This is a genomic window from Aequorivita capsosiphonis DSM 23843, from assembly GCF_000429125.1.
GTDB lineage: Bacteria > Bacteroidota > Bacteroidia > Flavobacteriales > Flavobacteriaceae > Aequorivita > Aequorivita capsosiphonis.
The window spans coordinates 25,207-43,599 of the sequence record NZ_AUBG01000001.1; the positions used below are offsets into that span (position 1 = coordinate 25,207).

Sequence of the window (18,393 nt, forward strand, 5' to 3'; positions counted from 1 at the left end):
TGATTAAATAAAAAAACCATGAAACTAATAATCAAATCCTTTCTGTTTCTCATAGCTTTCACTTCGGTGGCACAGCAAAAAAATGTGCTTTTAGACCGAGCATTTTGGACGGAAAACCCAAATTTGGAATTCGTAAAGCAGAAAATTTCTGAAGACCACGATGCTACCGCTTTAAATGAAAATGGTTTTGATGCCACTGTTTATGCGCTAATTACCAATGCAGATAACAATATTATAAATTATTTACTGTCGCTGGAAGGCAACCCGGTTGATAAACGCACCCACGACAGCCGCATCTATTCACACTGGGCCGCATATGCCGGAAAAACGCAAATAGTTAAAAGGCTTTTGGCAATGGGTTCATCAATTTCAGCTTTGGACAGTCATTCAGCTACCCCACTTGTTTTTGCAGCATGTTCGGGATTGACTGATACCAAAATCTATGATTTATTTATTGCAAATGGCGTAAACCTTTCCGAAGAGAAAGATGAAGATGGCGCAAATACATTACTTCTTGCAGCTCCATATTTCATAGATTTACAGGAAACGGATTATTTCACCAGTAAAGGAATTTCACTGAACAGTGCCGATAATGAAGGCAACGGTATTTTTAATTACGCCGCCAAAAGAGGAAATATAGATTTCTTAAAAGCGATTGTAAAAAAAGGAATTGATTATAAAACCTTAAATAAAAAGGGCGGAAATGCTTTCCTATTTACAGCACAAGGCGCACGAGGTTTTGAAAATAACTTCAAAATTTATGAGTATTTAAAAAGTATTGGGTTAAATCCTAATGTGGTTACAAAAGATGGTTACACGCCCTTACACCGCTTGGGGTATACAAATAAAGATCAAACAATTTTTGAATTTTTTCTAAATGCCGGAGCAAATGTAAACCAACAAGATTCGGAAGGAAACACCCCATTTTTAAACGCTGCTTCTCGTAATAATTTGGAAATGGTAAAATTGCTTTCGAAAAACGTTAGCGATTATAAACTGGCAAACAAAAAAGAGCAAAGTGCACTAATGCTTGCGGTGGCAGGAAATAGCCCAGAAGTGGTTGACTTTTTATTGCAAAAAGGAAACGACGCTTTGGCAAAAGACGCCATCGGTAATACAGTCGCATACTATTTGGCAGAATCGTTCAACGCAAAGAAAGTGGGAGAATTTGAAAGCAAATTGAAAATGCTTGAGGCCAAGGGATTGAAACTTAACATCCCTCAAGCCAATGGCAACACCCTTTTCCACTTCGCGGCTAAAGAAAACAATCTAGAACTGATGAAACGTCTTTCAATTTTCCACATTCCTGTAAACGCTGTAAACAGTGAAGGCTTGACCGCATTGCACCAAGCCGCAATGAAAGCCGAAAACGACCAACTGATTAAATATTTGATTTCCCTTGGCGCCGATAAAAATGCAAACACCAGTTTTGAGGAAACGGCTTTTGACCTTGCGAGTGAAAATGAGCAATTGCAGAAACAAAATATAGAACTGAATTTTTTAAAATAAGATGAAGAATATTTTTAAAATACTACCCGCTTTATTTATAGTTGGATCCTTAATCGCAGGATTCACTGCCACTCAAACCAAACCAGTGAAATGCCTTATCCAAATGACTAACTATACAGGGGAAGGCGCTTACGTAATAGTTTCCTTAATGAACCCAAAAGGTGAGTACGAAGAAACCCTACAAGTCTTGGGAAAGGACCCGGAATGGTATAGCGAAATAAGCGAGTGGTGGAAATTCTACGGAAAACACCGCCCAAATATCGATGCCATTTCTGGCGAAACAATCAGCGGCGGCGAACGCAATGTTAGCGTCCTACAGATTCCCACAAATAATATTGACAAAGGCTACAGCCTACGTTTTGAAACTTCAGTTGAAGACGTAAAATATTATAAAGATGACCTACAGTTACCGCTGACAACTGAAAATCTAAAAAGCAAAAAAGAAGGCAAAGGCTTTATCCGTTACGTCCGTATGCTCACGCAATAATCTAGAGATTTTAAGAATTGAGATTTGGTTTTAGTATCGGTTTCGAATCTCACATCTAAAATTTTACATCTTAAAATTCTATGACCATTTCCATCTGGAGGTACAGTCATTTAGTACTTGCCCTCGCCTCTTCTCTATTTCTACTCGTCGCTTCTGTTACAGGTGTTATTTTGGCAGTCGAGCCTATTTCACACCAAGCAAAAGGCTTTACGGTAGCAAATCTGAAAGATGTTTCTTTGGCGACGGCGATTGAGGGATTAAAAGATAATTACGACGAAGTATTTTCAATAGAAGTGGAATCTTCTGGTTTCGTAAAAGCATCGGTGCTTACGGCAGATTTGGAAACCCTCGATATCTACATCAATCCAGAAACTGGGGAAAAACTTGGCGAAGTTCTTAAAAGACCGGAAATTTACAGCTTTGCCACAAACCTGCACCGCTCGTTATTTCTTAAAAGTATAGGCCGCTTTTTCGTTGGCTTTGTTTCATTTTTGCTGTTTCTTATTGCTCTTACTGGAATGTTTTTATTGGCGAAAAGACAGGGCGGCATCAAAAAGCTCTTTTCAAAAGTGCAAAAGGAATATTTTGAAATGCGCTATCACGTAATTTTCAGCAGAATATTTTTTATCCCTATTATAATACTTGCGTTAACCGGAATTTATCTTTCCGCAGAACGATTTAATTTATTGCCAGATACCGCTATTGAATTTAAGAAGAAAGAAATTTCAGAAGAAACAACATATTTTAGAAATCTATCAGAAATTCCCTTTTTCAAGGAAACAAGACTTTCCGAAATAAGAGAAGTAGAATTTCCCTTTTCTGAAGATCCAGAAGATTATGTTCACATTGCCTTAAACGACAAAGAAATTAAAATAAACCAGCAAACGGGTGAGATCATGAGCAGTGTTTCATATCCATATATTATACTGGCTTCGCGTTTAAGTTTGGTGCTCCACACAGGCGAGGGCAGTGTATTGTGGTCAATCGTGTTGTTAATTTCCAGCGCTTCCATCGCATTCTTTATGTATTCGGGATTTGTGATGACATTAAAAAGACGCAAAAAAGTAAGTACAACCTCAGCAATGCCTGATAAAGATGTAAGTGAATTTGTAATTTTAGTAGGCTCCGAAACTGGCACAAGTTTCGATTTTGCAACCCGACTTTACAATGCACTCACCCTTGTCGGAAAGAATGTTTTTTTAACCGAACTGAACAATTATTCCACCTACGCCAAAGCAAAACACATTATTATCCTCACCGCAACTTATGGGGAAGGCGAACCGCCCACAAACGCGCGAAAATTCGAAAATCTTTTTAAGGCTGTAATTCAGCCCAACAAAATCAATTATTCTGTAGTAGGTTTTGGGTCTTTGGAATATCCAGATTATTGCCAGTTCGCAATCGATATTGATTTGCTATTAAAAACCAAAAATGATTTTCAAGCTGTTTTGCCTATTTATAAAATAGACAATGCAGATTTTACCGACTTTAAAAAATGGGCGAAAAAATGGAGTGAAAAAACAGAAGTTTCACTACAAATTGAACCTACAAAACGAAAGAAAAAACTAAGGCAAATCTCTTTTGAAGTTATTCAAAGAACCGAATTGAATATTGATAACACTTTTTTACTTCGTCTAAAACCAAAACGAAAAGTAAAATTTACTTCTGGCGATTTGTTGTCAGTTTTTCCAAACGAAACTGAAATTGCACGTCAATATTCCATCGCGCGAATGGGTGACGAAATTTTATTAAGCATTAAAAAACACGAATTTGGCCGCGGTTCTTCCTATCTTTTTGAATTAAATAAAGGTGCCATTTTTAAGGCGGCTATTGAAACAAATTCACATTTCCACTTTCCGAAGAAAGCCTATTCAGCATTTTTGATTGCAAATGGAACAGGGATAGCCCCATTTTTAGGAATGATGGACGAAAACAAAAATGCGTCTATAAAACTTCTTTGGGGCGGGGGTTCAAAGGACTCATCAAGTATATACGATAGTATTTTGGAAATTGAAAATTTGAAAAACTACGGTATAGTTATTCAAAAGTGCTTTTCCCAAGAAGTTAACAAACAATATGTGCAGGATTTGGTATTGCTACAAAAGAATGCAATTTTAAAAATCATCGACGCAGACGGCATCATTATGATTTGCGGCTCCCTCGCTATGCAACATGGCGTTCTTGAAGTTTTAGAAGAAATTTTTATAAGTTGCGAAATAACTTTAGATATTTTAATCAACAATGGGCAGCTGAAAATGGATTGTTATTAGCATTTAACTTTTCAATTTAATAGATGAAATTTTGGATTCGAAAAATGAAAGAGCGTTTTCTTGCTTTTGTTTTTTTAACTTTGTTTCCACTTCCCTTTTATTGATTTCGTAAGATTTCATAATTTTCGTTTTAGATTTACTTCCCATAGGGCCGGCGCTGTTACCTTTTTTTGTTGCTGATACATTTTCAATATCTGAAATTAATAAGGACTTATAAAAGGGAGGCACGACCGGTTATGCAGTCCGTTTAACTTCCAAATGTTGGTATTTTGTTGTCAAAAAAAGGTAAGGCCGGTGGCGGCTCGGGAGGTTTCTAGAGGACGTATGTGAAATACTAAATCAAGGGAAGTGGAAACAAACGCAAAAATGTGAATTCAAGACGGGCGGACTTCGTTCACAATTTCGGATTGTAATGCAGCGTTCCGTTCCAGCGGAGCGGATCGCGTTAGTGGAATGGAAAGTAGAAATTGGGGATGGTGTCCAAGACCTTGTAGTAAAGCTCTTTTCCCAAAATGAAGCTTTTCGCGTAATGTAGGGGAAAGTGCTGAACGGGATATAAAAACTGCTTTTGGTATTTAGCAGAATTTAAAGCGGACTTCGTTCACAATTTCGGAATGTAATGAAGCGTCCCGTTACAGTCACGAGGTTTCGGAGCGGATGGAATTAGTGCAATGGAATGCAGAAATTGGGGATGGGGTCCAAGACCTTCATAGAGAAGTTCTTTTCTCGAAATGTAGCTTTTCGCGAAATACAGGGGAAAGTGCTGAATGGGTTATGAGAACTGTTTTTAATTCTTGGCAGAATTTAAAGCGGACTTCGTTCACAATTTCGGATTGTAATGAAGCGTCCCGTTCTAGTCTCGAGGTTTCGGGGCGGATCGGGTTAGTGGAATGGAAAGTAGAAATTGGGGATGGTGTCCAAGATTTTTTAGTGAAGCTCTTTTTCCGGAATGTAGTTTTTCGCGGAATGCAGGGGAAAGTGCTGAATGGGTTATGAGAACTGTTTTTAATTCTTAGCAGAATTTAAAGCGGACTTCGTTCACAATTTCGGATTGTAATGAAGCGTCCCGTTCTAGTCTCAAGGTTTCGGGGCGGATCGGGTTAGTGGAATGGAAAGTAGAAATTGGGGATGGTGTCCAAGATTTTTTTAGTGAAGCTCTTTTTCCGGAATGTAGCTTTTCGCGGAATGCAGGGGAAAGTGCTGAACGGGATTTAACATCTGTATTTAATAGCTAGCAGTATTTAAAGCGGACTTAACTTCAAAGATGGAGATGGAATGCCTGTGCGGAGCGGAGTCGAAGTGGAGTTTGCACGCTTCGCGATTTTTTCTCGGAAATGAGCGGGCAAGTAGAATGGAAATTGGAAGCTTTGGAGTTGTGTCCAAGATCATTTTAGTGAAGCTCTTTTCCCGGGATGAAGCTTTTTGCGGAATGAAGAGGAATGGGCTGAGCGACTTATGAAAACTGAACATTAATGTGAGATAGGATTAAAGTAGACGTGACATCAAAGTCGAAGATTGGAATGACATTCGGCATTTCCCAGCCTTCTCCATAAGTAGTCAAGTGGAATGGATACCAAAATCTTTGGGGTTGTATCCAAAACTTTTATGATCCAATGTTGATTCTTCCTTAATATTAGGAATAAGCTAAATAGTTTTGTTATCAATAGATTGTTTAAATTTCAGTCCCAAATAAAGATTATTCATTCTATTGCTTTTTATTGAATAGATTTACTGTAAATTAATTAAAGTCCACTGCAACCTCTTCTTACCCAAAAACTTCCTTTCTCCGCCTAGAGATCATCAAATCTCATTAAAACCTGCTAACAATGTTTGGCGGGTTTTTTCATTCTTAGCAATATCAAATAAGAGGTGCGGCATTCGGCGCGTATTTTCATTAGATAAAGATAAAATGGTCATTTTAGAACTGAATGAAAAATATGGAGAACGAAATATAAAATTGAAAGTCTGAAATAAATATATCAGTACCCCAAACTGAACCTGATATTAAAAATTTAGCATTAATACTCATTCTAGTAGTTGGTGCTGCTGGCTTCCAAGAACTTATGCCCTACTGAAACTGCCAAAATAGTTCTGGAAAGTTTTTACCATAAAGATAATCAGAAAATGAAAGAATACACTACTATTGAGAGTTATGAATCATTTATGGCCATTCAAGATATAATGACAGCCAACACTTGGAAAATCTAATTATAAGGTTTCACAGTAAAAAGTGGATGGGGAAATAGCCTGGGTGAAATTTACTTCTTCTTATGAGGCGTCGCCAGAGACTTTTAAAATTATACAGGAGAATGGGCGATGGAAAGTTGCGGAGAAAGATTTAGGTGAGAAATCACCATTCTAAAATTAATTACTTTATCTCTTAAAGTGATTTTCCTAACATCCAGGTACATCCAAATTCAATTTGTAAATCAATTGATCTTAAAAGTATTGCGATCGAGGAATTTGAAGAAGAAATCAGCTTCAAACAAAGACCTATGGATTCTAAGAAGAATAATGCTAATCAGGAAAAAGAATATCGCAAGTATAACAGAGAAGGAAAAATAGATGAGAAGAATGTCTAGGGTTCCGATACTTAATTCATAGGCCAAACACTAAACCCTTTTAATTGAATGAAGTATTTGAAGAGAACAACTTTCTTATGGGTTTCGCAACCAATGATATTTTTGAATAAAGCTAGTTTTTTCCAATTGACTATCCTACCAAATTTTGATACTGAGCGGAATTTATAAATGCCTTAAAAAAAATAACATGACAAAACCGAAAATGATATGTGCAATTACCAATTGACCAAAAAACAACGACCTGTTAGTAATGGGAGGCTTTGAGAATATCGCGAATGCAAGAGTGTAAACAAGAATAGCCAATAACCCTCCAAGAAATCCATAAATGAGACCATTCAAATAGGATAGTTCAAGATTAAAAGAAATTTGGATTATTTTAAATAATACTACAAACATTATACCGACAAAAAAATGAATCAGCCAACCATAAATATGGTGTCTTTTTACGAATGACTGATTACTGGAATCTTTATAGATTAGAAAGTTTAAAATTTGAGGCTCTTTAAAATTGCTGCTTAAAATGAACGACATCGCGTAACTAAAACAGGTCATAGAAATTGTCGCGAAAATTCCTGCAATCAAAATCTCGGAAACAAATGCCATATAATACTATTAAAAATTTTCCTAATAAGTAAAGCTAAACAAAAAAATAATCCCAATCTCTTCTCGAGCTAATTCCATTAATAACTGAAGCGATAAAATCAAAAATGGGCGCAACTATCTAATTCACAGAGTACATTTTTAAGAATAAAAGCTTTTGAGAATACAGTTGAATTAGATATTTTTCAAGTGCTTTAAATTTTTAAAAGAGAAAATATGAGGCTGATTCAATTAATTATTAGATTTATTGAGTTAAGCAAATAGCATAAACAATACTATTTTTACTCAGAATTTGACTCTGAAGGATTATGATGTTCGGAGTCAAAATGATCTTAATATGTCTGTTAAAAAGGGGTTACTCGCAATTTTCGATTATCCATCATTTGAAGTTCTTATCCTTATTATTGGAATAGCATTATTCTTCACTATTTTATCTCTTATGATTTTCCCTTCAGTTTGACGGCTGCTAAGAATTGAAATGGTCTTTTAATTTAATTAAAAATATCCATAAATTTATAAGGCATTCATCTTGTTTGAGGAAAACAGAAAATTTGTTTTAGATTTTTTATTTTGAGATAGTCAATTGCGAACTTATGATTAAGTTTTATTATATAGACATTCATGATGAGCGCATTTTTAAAAATTATTATTTCAAATTTCATGTTTTCAACCCTTTTCAAAAAACGTAATCATTTTAGATAAAGAAGAAAAACCCGTCCTGAACCATGAGACAGTAATCCTGAACGAAAAGGGCAACAGGGAAGAGGAATATAGGGAAGACAAACGGAAAGGGAAAGTAGACTAATATGACTTTAGTGAGCTGAGATATTGAAGACGGAAATAAACCTGCATCTCTAATCTAAATCAGACACTATCCCGCTAAGTGTGTAAGTTTAAAATAACAGGGGTTGGACTTTTTTAAAGTCTGACCCTTTTTTCATAGATCGTCAGGAACTGATTTAGGATAATGCCCCAGTTCCTTATTGGCATTGTCCACTTCTTGGTTGCCTCGCGTACCGACAAATATACGGATTTCATCACGGCATCATCCGTTGGGAAGGAAAGCTTATTTTTAGTGTACTTTCTTATCTTCCCGTTTAGGTTCTCGATAAGGTTTGTGGTATAGATAATCTTCCTTATCTCCAGCGGGAACTCATAGAACACCGTAAGTTCTTCCCAGTTATCCCGCCAACTCTTGATTGCATAGGAATATTTATCGTTCCATTTTTGGGCAAAATCATCTAAGGCCACCTTTGCCGCCTCTTGATTGGGGGCATTATAAATATGCTTCATGTCCGCGGTAAAGGCTTTCTTGTCCTTCCATACAACGTACCTGCAAGCATTACGGATCTGGTGGACCACACAGATCTGGGTCTTGGACTCTGGGAACACGTTCTTGATGGTGTCAGTAAAACCGTTTAGGTTATCGGTTGCCGTGATAAGTATATCCTCGGTTCCACGTGCTCTGATATCGGTCAGGACACTCATCCAGAAAGCGGCCGACTCATTTTTGCCGAGCCATAGTCCCAGTACTTCCTTTTTACCATCGCGGCGCAGGCCAACAGCAATATAGACAGTCTTGTTGATGACCTTGGAGTTCTCGCGAACCTTGAACACAATGCCATCCATCCAGACAATCAAATAGACCGGTTCCAATGGACGATTCTGCCAAGCGATGATGTCGCCGGATACTTTCTCGGTGATCCTTGATATGGTCGAGGTAGATACATCAAAGTCATAGACCTCACGTATCTGCTCTTCGATATCGCTATTGCTCATTCCTTTGGCGTAGAGCGATACGATGACGTTTTCAATCCCATCGACCATGTTGCCACGCTTGGGCACGATCATTGGATTGAACGAGGCTTCCCTGTCCCTGGGAACAGCAATATCGGACTCACCAAAGGAAGTTTTTATTTTCTTCTTGGCGTGTCCGTTGCGTACATTGGCTCCGGTGGACTTCTGGTGCTTCTCATAATCAAGGTGGCTGTCGAGCTCACCCTCGAGCATCTTTTCGATCCCACGTTTCTGGATCTGCTTCAAAAAGCCAGTGAGCTCTTCGTGGGTTTTGAACTGCTTCAGAAAATCATCTGAAATTAAATCATCTTTCTTCATAATGTGTAAAAATTTAAAGTTAATAAATAAATAGCGGGGGCCGGCCCCCGCTATTTATTTAACTTACACACTTTATGAGATAGTCCCCTAAATCAACAGCTAGTTTCAACCTTTTAATGAATTTAGTATTTTTCAGTTGATAGCTGCAAATGAAATTTGCTTTCAGATCCTAGTTTAATGAAAAAAACCGAGATAAAAACCTCGGTTTCTTAACTAACCAATAATTAAAATCTAGGAATTGCGGGGAATAAATTCACCTCTTTCATAAAGTGTATCGTCTTCTGGATATTTAATACCCTCTCTATTATAGCTTTCAAGAACTTGGGTTTCGTACTCTCTATTTATAGCAGTATTCTTTTTAACTCTTTTAGTTTCGGCAAATGTTTTATGATCTATACTTTTTGTGTAGACCTTTTTGTCATCTTCATTTAGGATTGCTAAACCAATGGGGATTATGAGATGATTTTCACCGTCTTCATTTAAAAATTCGTGTACTCCATCGTTTCTCGATGCACTACTATAAGGTTGATGATTTGCGTCTATTATTGAAGTATCTAACTCCACGTCCAGATATACAACACGTTCTGTTTTTTTATTAACCAGAAGATTATCCACCTTTCCGATTACTCTTAAATCTTTGTCCTTTACTTCCCAGCCGCGAACATCAGCGTATCCATCATCAACAGTATAATCGGATAATTCGTGTAGGTAATATAAATTTTTATTGTGATTGTCCATCATTATTTTGTATTGAGGTTAATAAATTACCAGCTTTATTAAAAAAGGCTTTTAAAGCACTCTTTTGATCTAAAGTTGGCGTGTCTACATTAATATTTGAAACTGCTGTTTCAACTTCGGTGTACTGAGAAGTTAATTGGGGAAATTTTTCTGTTTGTATTGTTTTTAGGGCTTTTGTAATTTTATGAGCCGCATCCTTAATCTTATTAGCATGCATTAAAGATTCTGGATCTTTTTTAATTTCATTAGCTAATGAATTAGCAGCGGACATATCTGCATCTATATCTATTTGTAATTCATTAGCCGTTGCACTAGTTGCGGCAATCAACCTTTTGAGCGCCTCGCTGGAATATTCGTGATCTACATCCATATCTGGATTAGAAACATAAATGTTATAATCGTTAATTTCACTTACATTTTTAAGATCATTGGAATTATCCATTTCATCCTGATTCATCGGTTGTTCTGTTTTAGTTGTAGTAACATCATCAACATCATCTGTTGAATCGTCTGCAAATACAAGGAAATAGACAATTGCGCCAATTAGGAGCAAGCCTAAAATCCAAGGCCAGATTGGTTCTTTCTTTTTAATTTTAATTTCAGCCATAGCGAGTTTTTTATGTTGTTAAAATAGTTTGAGTCTCTAAATTACTAAAGGAATCTTTATAAGTCAAGTAGTTATGTTGATTTAAGGTAAATGAGGTACAGAAAAATTTTATACGATTAACAACAACAAATAGTTAGGATCATCTTGAAAATTTAGAATATAAATCAATGGATATAATAATAAAAATTGAAGTAAGAAATATTGAAAATGAATCAAAGAATGCGATAAAACGAGCTTTAGTTAAATTACAAAATCCCGCAAATGGCGGGATTTTGTAATTATATTTTAGGGAAAGTTTTAATCAAATTTCATATCGTCAAAAAACTTGTTGACATTTTCTTTTGTCTCTCCTGTTTTTTTCTGGATACGTCCTTTTAACTCGTCTTCTTTACCTTCTTGGTAATCTAGATCGTCGTCAGTAAGATCGCCCCATTGTTGCTTGATTTTTCCTTTGGCAATATTCCAATTACCTTTTATTTTGTCTGAAAATGCGCTCATAGCTTTAATTTTTAAGGTTAAACATTGTTTTGTGTTTATAAAATTAAAAAACTCAAATCTTAAAAAATTATAAATGCTGGTTAAGTTATTGTTAATAGAATTGTTGGGTAGCAATAAGCTATTCTAATAGCTTCATTGATAATAGCAAATCTTATAAGTATATAAACTTGATTTTCTGGAATCAATCAATTATATTTTTACTGCCATTTTCTATCCCCGCTTGTCGTGGATCCTGCAATAGATTTTGGAATTTAATATATTCTACAACAATAGATAAATAATCAAGATCGTCTACGACTTTTCCAGTGATTAAATAAACTCCATTTGTTCGTGTAGAATATTTTTTGGCTATTTCAGGAAAATGAACAGTATCAAAAATAGTTCCTTCAAAATCTATAAAAGTTCCGAAACTCATAATATCGCCCTTACTTGTTCCAGTTCCTTTCATTGTAATTAATTTCCCGAAAATTGATATTCGTTTTCCAATATTATTAGGAATATCTCTTGCTAAACAATTAGAAACGTTATCTTTTTGGATTAGGTTAAAATATCCTTTTAATGGAAAACCAATCAATTCCAGTTCGTCGTAAGCATCAATTAAATGATTGGTAAATATTTCTGGCAGGGTAAAATTTACTTGTTTTGGTCTAAATAATAGAAGAACCGAATCATCTATTTTATTCTTGGAAGATTTAAGATGCGCTTCCCACATAATCTGATGTTTGTCTTTACCAGTAAATCGGAAACTATCAATCCTAATTAAGATTATTAATTGCTCAATACCTATTGGAACACGATCTATAAAATCGTCGAAATTTTCAAAATCGCCGTATAATTCTCTCGATTTCAAAATTCTTTCTATTACTCTATCTTCTAAATCACGAACTAAAACAAAACCTAAATAAACTGTTTTATTGCGAATTATCGTTTCGGAAAAACTATTATTGATGCAAGGCTTTTCCACAATACCACCTTGTAATATAATTTCTTGTACGTATGTCTCGATAGAATAAAATCCGCCGCCATTATTAAGAACTGCCACCATAAATTCTAAAGGGAAATATCGTTTTAAGTATAGGCTCTGATAACTTTCTACAGCATATGAAGCCGAATGACCCTTTGCGAATGCATAACCTGCAAAAGCGCTTACTTGCTCCCAAACTTCTAAAGTCAGCTCTTTTGTATATCCTTTTTGGATGCAGTTATTTTTAAACTTATTCTCAATGTTAATAAATTCCTCTTTGGATCTTGATTTACCACTCATTCCTCTTCGTAAAACATCTGCTTCGCCCAAATCTAGTCCTGCAAAATAATGTGCTACTTTTAAAACATCTTCTTGATAGACCATCACTCCATAGGTTTCGTGAAGAATTTTCAATAAAACAGGATGGCCATTTTTTCGTTTCTCCGGAAACTTATGTCTTATTATGTATTCATTCTTCATTCCGCCATTTGTAACTCCTGGTCTAATTATGGAACTTGCCGCAACCAATCCTAAATAATCCTGCGTTCTAAGCTTCGTCATTAAAACACGCATTGCTGGCGATTCAACATAAAACACACCCATGCAATCACCTACCTTTAGCATATCGTTGATATTAGGGTCGTTTTTAAATATATAAACCTTGTTGATGTCTTCGACTTCAGCTTCTGGCTGATTGTATTTTATAATTTCCAAACATTCCTTTATTTTGGAAAGTCCTCGCTGGGCAAGTATGTCAAATTTGAAAATGCCAACATCTTCTGCAATATTCATATCAATTTGAATGGTCTGAAAACCTTTTGGCGGCATAAATGTGGCAGCAAAGTAATTAATAGGTTTATTCGTAATTAAGATTCCTCCAGAATGTACACTTAAATAATTAGGAAAACCGCTGATTAATTTTCCATATTTTGCAATCAATTGAAAATACTCATCAGTTTTTACGTCTACTTTTCCTCCCTTTAAAAATGAATCTATTTCGTGTTTTGGAATTCCGAAAACTTTACCCAATTCTCGAACTACCGCTCGGAATTTAAAAGTTACATAGGTTCCCATTAAAGCAGTATTTGGGAATTTTTCGAAAATATAGCGTGTAATATCATCTCTATCACGCCAAGAAAAATCTAGATCAAAATCAGGCGGTGAGGATCTGTAAATATTTATAAATCTTTCAAAATACAAATCGAGCTCAATAGGATCTACATTTGTGATTTCAATGATATAAGCAACTACACTATTAGCTCCACTACCGCGACCTATGTAGGGATAATTTTTTGATTTTGCGTATTGTAATAAATCCCAGTTAATCAAAAAATAGGAAACAAAATCCATTTCTTTAATTGCTTTAAGTTCTTTTTCTATTCTGTCAAAAACAATTTTTTCAGGATTGGGATATCGTTTTTCCACATTGTCCAAAACCAATTTCCTTAGAAAATCAAAATCTTCTCCTTTATCCTTTAAGTAACATTGTTGGTTTTGATTATCTCTTTCTGAATTGAATTTAAAATTGACATTAGTTTCAGAAAGTAACTTTTCAGTATTTTGAATGGCTAATGGAAATTCCTGAAAGTGATCGAGAATTTCAGTTTTTGAAAACATCTTGTCCGTTCTTAAACCTTGTTCTTCATCAGGTAATTTGCTTAAAAGAGTGTTTAAACCTATTGCGCGAAGAAGTCTATGTGCATTATAATCACTTTGACCGCGAAATGTAACTGTTTGTTGAATAATTAAATTTTCGTAATTTCTATATTTCGAAAATTTCAACTTTCTCAAACCAACTACTGAAACGCCAATAAATTCATTTTGCTCGAAAGTAGTTTTTTCAAGCTCCATGATTTTTTCAAATGGATAAATTATTGCACAATCTTGAATGATAGGAAATATATCTGGAAAATCTTTTTTTTGATGGAGATGCTTGGTTAAAAATTCGTTTAATTTTTGATAGCCTAAATTAGTTTTTGCTATTACTATATATTGTTGTTTAATACCATTTCTAAAATCTACACCTACAGAAATATTTATCTCGAATTTTGGAGCATTTTTTAGAATTTTTAAACAAGCGGTCGTGGAATTAATATCAGTTAGAGCAAATGATTTGATGTCATTCTTCTGTGCTAATTCCAAAAGTTCAATTTCAGAAATAGTACCATATCGTAAGGAGTAGTAACTGTGACAGTTAATATACATTTATTGTTTTCTATGTGCCAATAGCAAAGGTGGTTCGCCATTAAATGGATTATGATTGCTGCGTATGGATTTTACTTCAAGAGTTGAAGCCCTCATAACTGCTCCACTGCCAAAACGGTTTCGTATTTTATCTAAGGAAGCGTATAGGTTTAGATTTTTTAAATCATCATTAAAAAGATTAATTTGATAATGGCCTCCAGTAAGATGCGAGAAATTAACCCCGATAAGTCTTACCAATATTCGTCTTTCATATATCTTACTGAAGAGATTGTGAATAAGCGGAATTAAGATATGATCTGCACTAGTAAATGGAATTTTTAGCTGCTTGCTATATGTACTAAAATCTGAATAACGAACTTTTACAGAAACGCAACTCGTGAGTTTATTACCCAAACGCAGTTGATAAGCCAAGGTTTCCCCCATTGCTGTTAGGCTTGCTTCCAATTTTTTAATATCGATAGTATCCTTATCAAAAGTTCTTTCTGTTGAAATAGATTTACGTTCGCTATATTGAATTACTGGAGTTGTGTCAATTCCATTTGCTCTATTCCAGATTAAATTTCCATTTTTACCCAATACAGAAATTAGCATTTCAACAGGCATTTTTTGGAGTGTTCGAATTTCGTGAATTCCTAAATTTCTCAATTGTTGGCCAGTGACTTTACCTACCATTGGAATCTTCCGTACAGAAAGAGGAGCGAGGAATTCTTTTTCGTAACCAAGATCAATTTTAATTTGGTTATTAGGTTTGGCCTCACCAGTAGCGACTTTAGAAACGATTTTATTCTTTGAAAGCCCAAAAGAGATAGGCAAACCAGTTTCTTTTATAATGGAATGTCGGAGCTCCTTTGAAAATTTATAATTTCCGAAGAAACGATCCATTCCAGTTAAGTCTGCATAAAATTCATCAACACTAGTTTTTTCGAAAACGGGAACTTGAGATTTTATAATATCTGTAACCAAGTCTGAATATTTCATATAAGTTCCAGAATTGCCTCTTATTACAATGGCTTCCGGACACATTGTTCGCGCCATTTTCATCGACATACCCGAATGAATTCCAAAACCCCTGGTTTCATAACTACAGGCCGCAACAACTCCTCTATCACCAATACCACCAACTAAAACTGGTCGTTTTTGAAGCCGAGCATCTAGAAGTCTTTCTACTGATACAAAAAATGTATCTAAATCCATATGTAAAATTGACTTCTCCATTAATATCTAATTTCTATTATTGAATTATTGAATTATACAAAACTATGGAATATTTCCATTTCCTTGGAAATATTCCAACATAAAAGATATTAACAGGTCTTCACGGATACTTACAACCTTCCCAAAAAATCTGTTAAAGAAATTTAAAAGCAGTTTTTACTTTATATAAAATATTATAGCTTAGCTAAATACTAACCTCAAAAAAGAAATATTATGTTACGATGGGTAATCATTTTTCTAGTAATTGCAATAGTGGCTGCCATATTTGGATTCGGTGGAATCTCTGAAGGAGCAGCAGATATTGCTAAAATTATCTTCTATATTTTTATTGTATTGGTTGTACTTGGCTTCTTAGGCTTGCTGACCATTTTTAAAAAATAAAAACTTTATTATACTGAAAAAAGAAAAATTCCTCAATTGAAAAACCCAAATTTTATAAAAGTTTGGGTTTTTTTTTATGAAAAATTGATAATTAATGTTTTGAATTAAACCTTAAATAGCTTTTGCAACTAATTCAACATCATAAGGAAATTCAAAATTTTTCAATGCATCACCTCTCAACCAAGACATTCTATCAGAGTTTTTCAAAATTATGGGCATACGCTTTTTGTTATTGTGGATTTCTTGCATCAATTCGTTTGCATCTGTAGTGGCGATAGTGTATGAATTAATTAGGTCCCCAGTTTTTGGATCTTTCCACTCACTATAAAATCCGGCAAATCCAAAAATGTTTTGATCATTTGGTTCTATTAAATATTTATGCTTTTCCTTTCCTTTTGGATCCAACCATTTCCATTCATAATACCCATCGGCAATTATTAAACATCTATTATCAACAGAATTTCTGAATGCTGGTTTTTCCGATGCTGTTTCGATTCTGGAATTCAATGTCATTTTTTTAATGGCATCATCTTTTGCCCAAAATGGAATTAGTCCCCAATTAAATAACTGAATCTCCCCAGGATTTTCATTTGTTATTACAGGTGTTTTGGAGAAACTGAATCCATTTATTTCTTCTCGGGATTCATAATTTTCAGGATCTATAAACGCTACGTCAAATTCTGATTCTATTTCCTTCTTTGAGGAGTTTAATTTTGTTCTGTAACACATAAATTATTTTTTAGCTATAATTAAAATGTAATTTCAAACTTCGATATAATTGATACATTGTTTTATTTATAACAGAACTTTCAATATTTAAATCTATAGAATCTCAAATAATTAAAATTAATAAAGTTTCATTATTATTTCAAAAACAAATACCATAAATTAAGAAATCCCTCTATGGAGGGATTCTAACAGTAGTCTAAAAAAATTAAATTTTTATTTATTATTCCATCCTTTTCGATAGGCTTTTGCTTTATCATCAGTATTTTTCAATCTACTACTTGAAGATTCTAAATAGTCTAATAATGAACTGCCATTATTGTATTTATTTCCGCTCGCTCTATCAGATTGACCTTTGTTGTGTGCAGCACTTTTTCCGTTTCCCATAAAAATGTTTTTAGAGTTTAACCATAAATTTAATGATAGTAACTTATTATTCCTATTCTTTTATTAGAAATTCACTCTATTTTTTATTAATATATCCGTAAATTTTTTATCAAATATTAGAGAAAAAATAGAACAAATTTAAGTTTCCTGTCATTGCCTAATTCCCCTAATTTTGAAAATTTAAGTATTAATATTCAGTAGTAAGATAGGGATCTATAATTTTTAAATTGGGATATTTATTAATTATTAAATAGTAATTTGTTGAAGAATTTAAAGGAGTTAGCACTTTTTACCAGCGATTAAAACTCATAATTAATATAAAAATGATAGTTAATAAATCTATTTCCGGTTTACATATTATTTTTCATCAATCTCATGGATTACTTGCTGGAAAGATAGCCAATGAAATTTCGCCTGATTTAAGGCCTCCTTATTGGTTTGAAACACTTATCGCTATTTGCGAACATGATGATAGGCAGTTAAACATTAAAGAGAAAGACTATTTATCTGATATTGGCGTACCCTTAGATTTCACGGAAGAACAATCGTCGGTTAACGATGTTATTAAAAGAATGAACCGAATTTTAGATTCTGCATTTCACAAATCCTTATGGACAAAACTTCTAATTTCTTATCATCTGGAATTTATATATTCCCATTTAAAAGATAGCAGCAAACAAATTAAAAGTTTCTTTAATAAGGAAGAAAAAACACGAAATCAACTTTTAAAACATTATAATCTTAGTGATAAGAAAGGTAGGGAATTCTATGAATTTTTACGTTTCTGTGATCGATTATCTCTGATTCTTTGCAAGGATGAGGTACCAGACGGCTCAAGAATGCTCGAAATAAACACTTCAATTAACGGAGAAACATATTTCATTAAAAAAACTGAAAATGATGAAATGATAATATCTCCCTGGATTTTCACTCAACCTCAGTTTGAATTGTCTGTGGAAGAACGGATTCTAAAAGATACCCAGTTTGATTCATCAAAACAATTTGAAAAAGCTTTATTGGAAGTTTCACCCGAATTAAAAAAGTGGATTATTAAATCAAAATAATAATAAGTTAGCATTTCTCATCATACCCTATGAAAAACAAGGTTG

13 protein-coding genes are annotated in these 18,393 nt (G+C 34.3%); 5 read left to right on the forward strand and 8 right to left on the reverse strand.

From position 1 onward, the window contains the following. The first annotated feature begins 18 nt into the window (after positions 1-18). From G440_RS0100155 to G440_RS0100165, 3 genes are all read left to right on the forward strand, one after another. The gene (locus G440_RS0100155; RefSeq protein WP_026449456.1) at positions 19-1,509 is read left to right on the forward strand and encodes an ankyrin repeat domain-containing protein; all 1,491 of its coding nucleotides are present in this window, start codon (positions 19-21) and stop codon (positions 1,507-1,509) included. A 1-nt stretch (position 1,510) separates the two neighbouring features. After that, positions 1,511-1,996 (forward strand): DUF2271 domain-containing protein, encoded by a 486-nt coding sequence (locus G440_RS0100160; protein WP_026449457.1) that lies wholly within the window; start codon positions 1,511-1,513, stop codon positions 1,994-1,996. 80 nt (positions 1,997-2,076) lie between these two features. Then, positions 2,077-4,266 (forward strand): PepSY domain-containing protein, encoded by a 2,190-nt coding sequence (locus G440_RS0100165; protein ID WP_026449458.1) that lies wholly within the window; start codon positions 2,077-2,079, stop codon positions 4,264-4,266. Positions 4,267-8,366: 4,100 nt separating this feature from the next. On the opposite strand, the gene G440_RS0100220 is transcribed toward G440_RS0100165, so the two are convergent. The 6 genes from G440_RS0100220 to dinB all read right to left on the reverse strand — a co-directional run bounded on the left by G440_RS0100220 (position 8,367) and on the right by dinB (position 15,790). Continuing rightward, positions 8,367-9,563, reverse strand: a complete 1,197-nt coding sequence (locus tag G440_RS0100220) for an IS256 family transposase (RefSeq protein WP_026449463.1) — start codon at positions 9,561-9,563, stop codon at positions 8,367-8,369. 231 nt (positions 9,564-9,794) lie between these two features. Then, entirely contained in the window at positions 9,795-10,304 is a 510-nt protein-coding gene (locus tag G440_RS0100225) for a PRC-barrel domain-containing protein (protein WP_026449464.1), read from the reverse strand. Then, a complete protein-coding gene (locus tag G440_RS19100) occupies positions 10,285-10,908 on the reverse strand; it encodes a hypothetical protein (RefSeq protein ID WP_034258684.1) in 624 nt (207 codons plus the stop codon). The genes G440_RS0100225 and G440_RS19100 overlap by 20 nt, the downstream gene beginning before the upstream one ends. A 297-nt stretch (positions 10,909-11,205) precedes the next feature. Next, on the reverse strand, positions 11,206-11,406 hold the full coding sequence (locus tag G440_RS0100240) for a CsbD family protein (protein WP_026449465.1): 201 nt from the start codon (positions 11,404-11,406) through the stop codon (positions 11,206-11,208). Positions 11,407-11,587: 181 nt separating this feature from the next. Then, positions 11,588-14,575, reverse strand: a complete 2,988-nt coding sequence (locus G440_RS0100245) for a DNA polymerase III subunit alpha (protein ID WP_026449466.1) — start codon at positions 14,573-14,575, stop codon at positions 11,588-11,590. Beyond that, the gene (gene dinB, locus G440_RS0100250; RefSeq protein WP_026449467.1) at positions 14,576-15,790 is read right to left on the reverse strand and encodes a DNA polymerase IV; all 1,215 of its coding nucleotides are present in this window, start codon (positions 15,788-15,790) and stop codon (positions 14,576-14,578) included. Positions 15,791-16,003: 213 nt separating this feature from the next. Here dinB and G440_RS20875 point away from each other — a divergent pair, with 213 nt between their 5' ends. Further along, on the forward strand, positions 16,004-16,171 hold the full coding sequence (locus G440_RS20875) for a DUF1328 domain-containing protein (RefSeq protein ID WP_026449468.1): 168 nt from the start codon (positions 16,004-16,006) through the stop codon (positions 16,169-16,171). A gap of 111 nt (positions 16,172-16,282) precedes the next feature. Here the strand turns inward: G440_RS20875 and G440_RS0100260 are convergent, their stop codons facing one another. Next, positions 16,283-16,900, reverse strand: coding sequence for an SOS response-associated peptidase (locus tag G440_RS0100260; RefSeq protein ID WP_026449469.1), 618 nt, complete (start codon positions 16,898-16,900; stop codon positions 16,283-16,285). Between the two features lie 213 nt (positions 16,901-17,113). After that, positions 17,114-17,284 carry a hypothetical protein gene (locus G440_RS21105; RefSeq protein WP_157417760.1) on the reverse strand — a complete coding sequence of 57 codons (171 nt, stop codon included), beginning with the start codon at positions 17,282-17,284 and terminating at the stop codon, positions 17,114-17,116. A 323-nt stretch (positions 17,285-17,607) separates the two neighbouring features. Here G440_RS21105 and G440_RS0100270 point away from each other — a divergent pair, with 323 nt between their 5' ends. Beyond that, positions 17,608-18,348, forward strand: a complete 741-nt coding sequence (locus G440_RS0100270) for a DUF3891 family protein (RefSeq protein ID WP_026449470.1) — start codon at positions 17,608-17,610, stop codon at positions 18,346-18,348. The last annotated feature ends 45 nt before the right edge of the window (positions 18,349-18,393 follow it).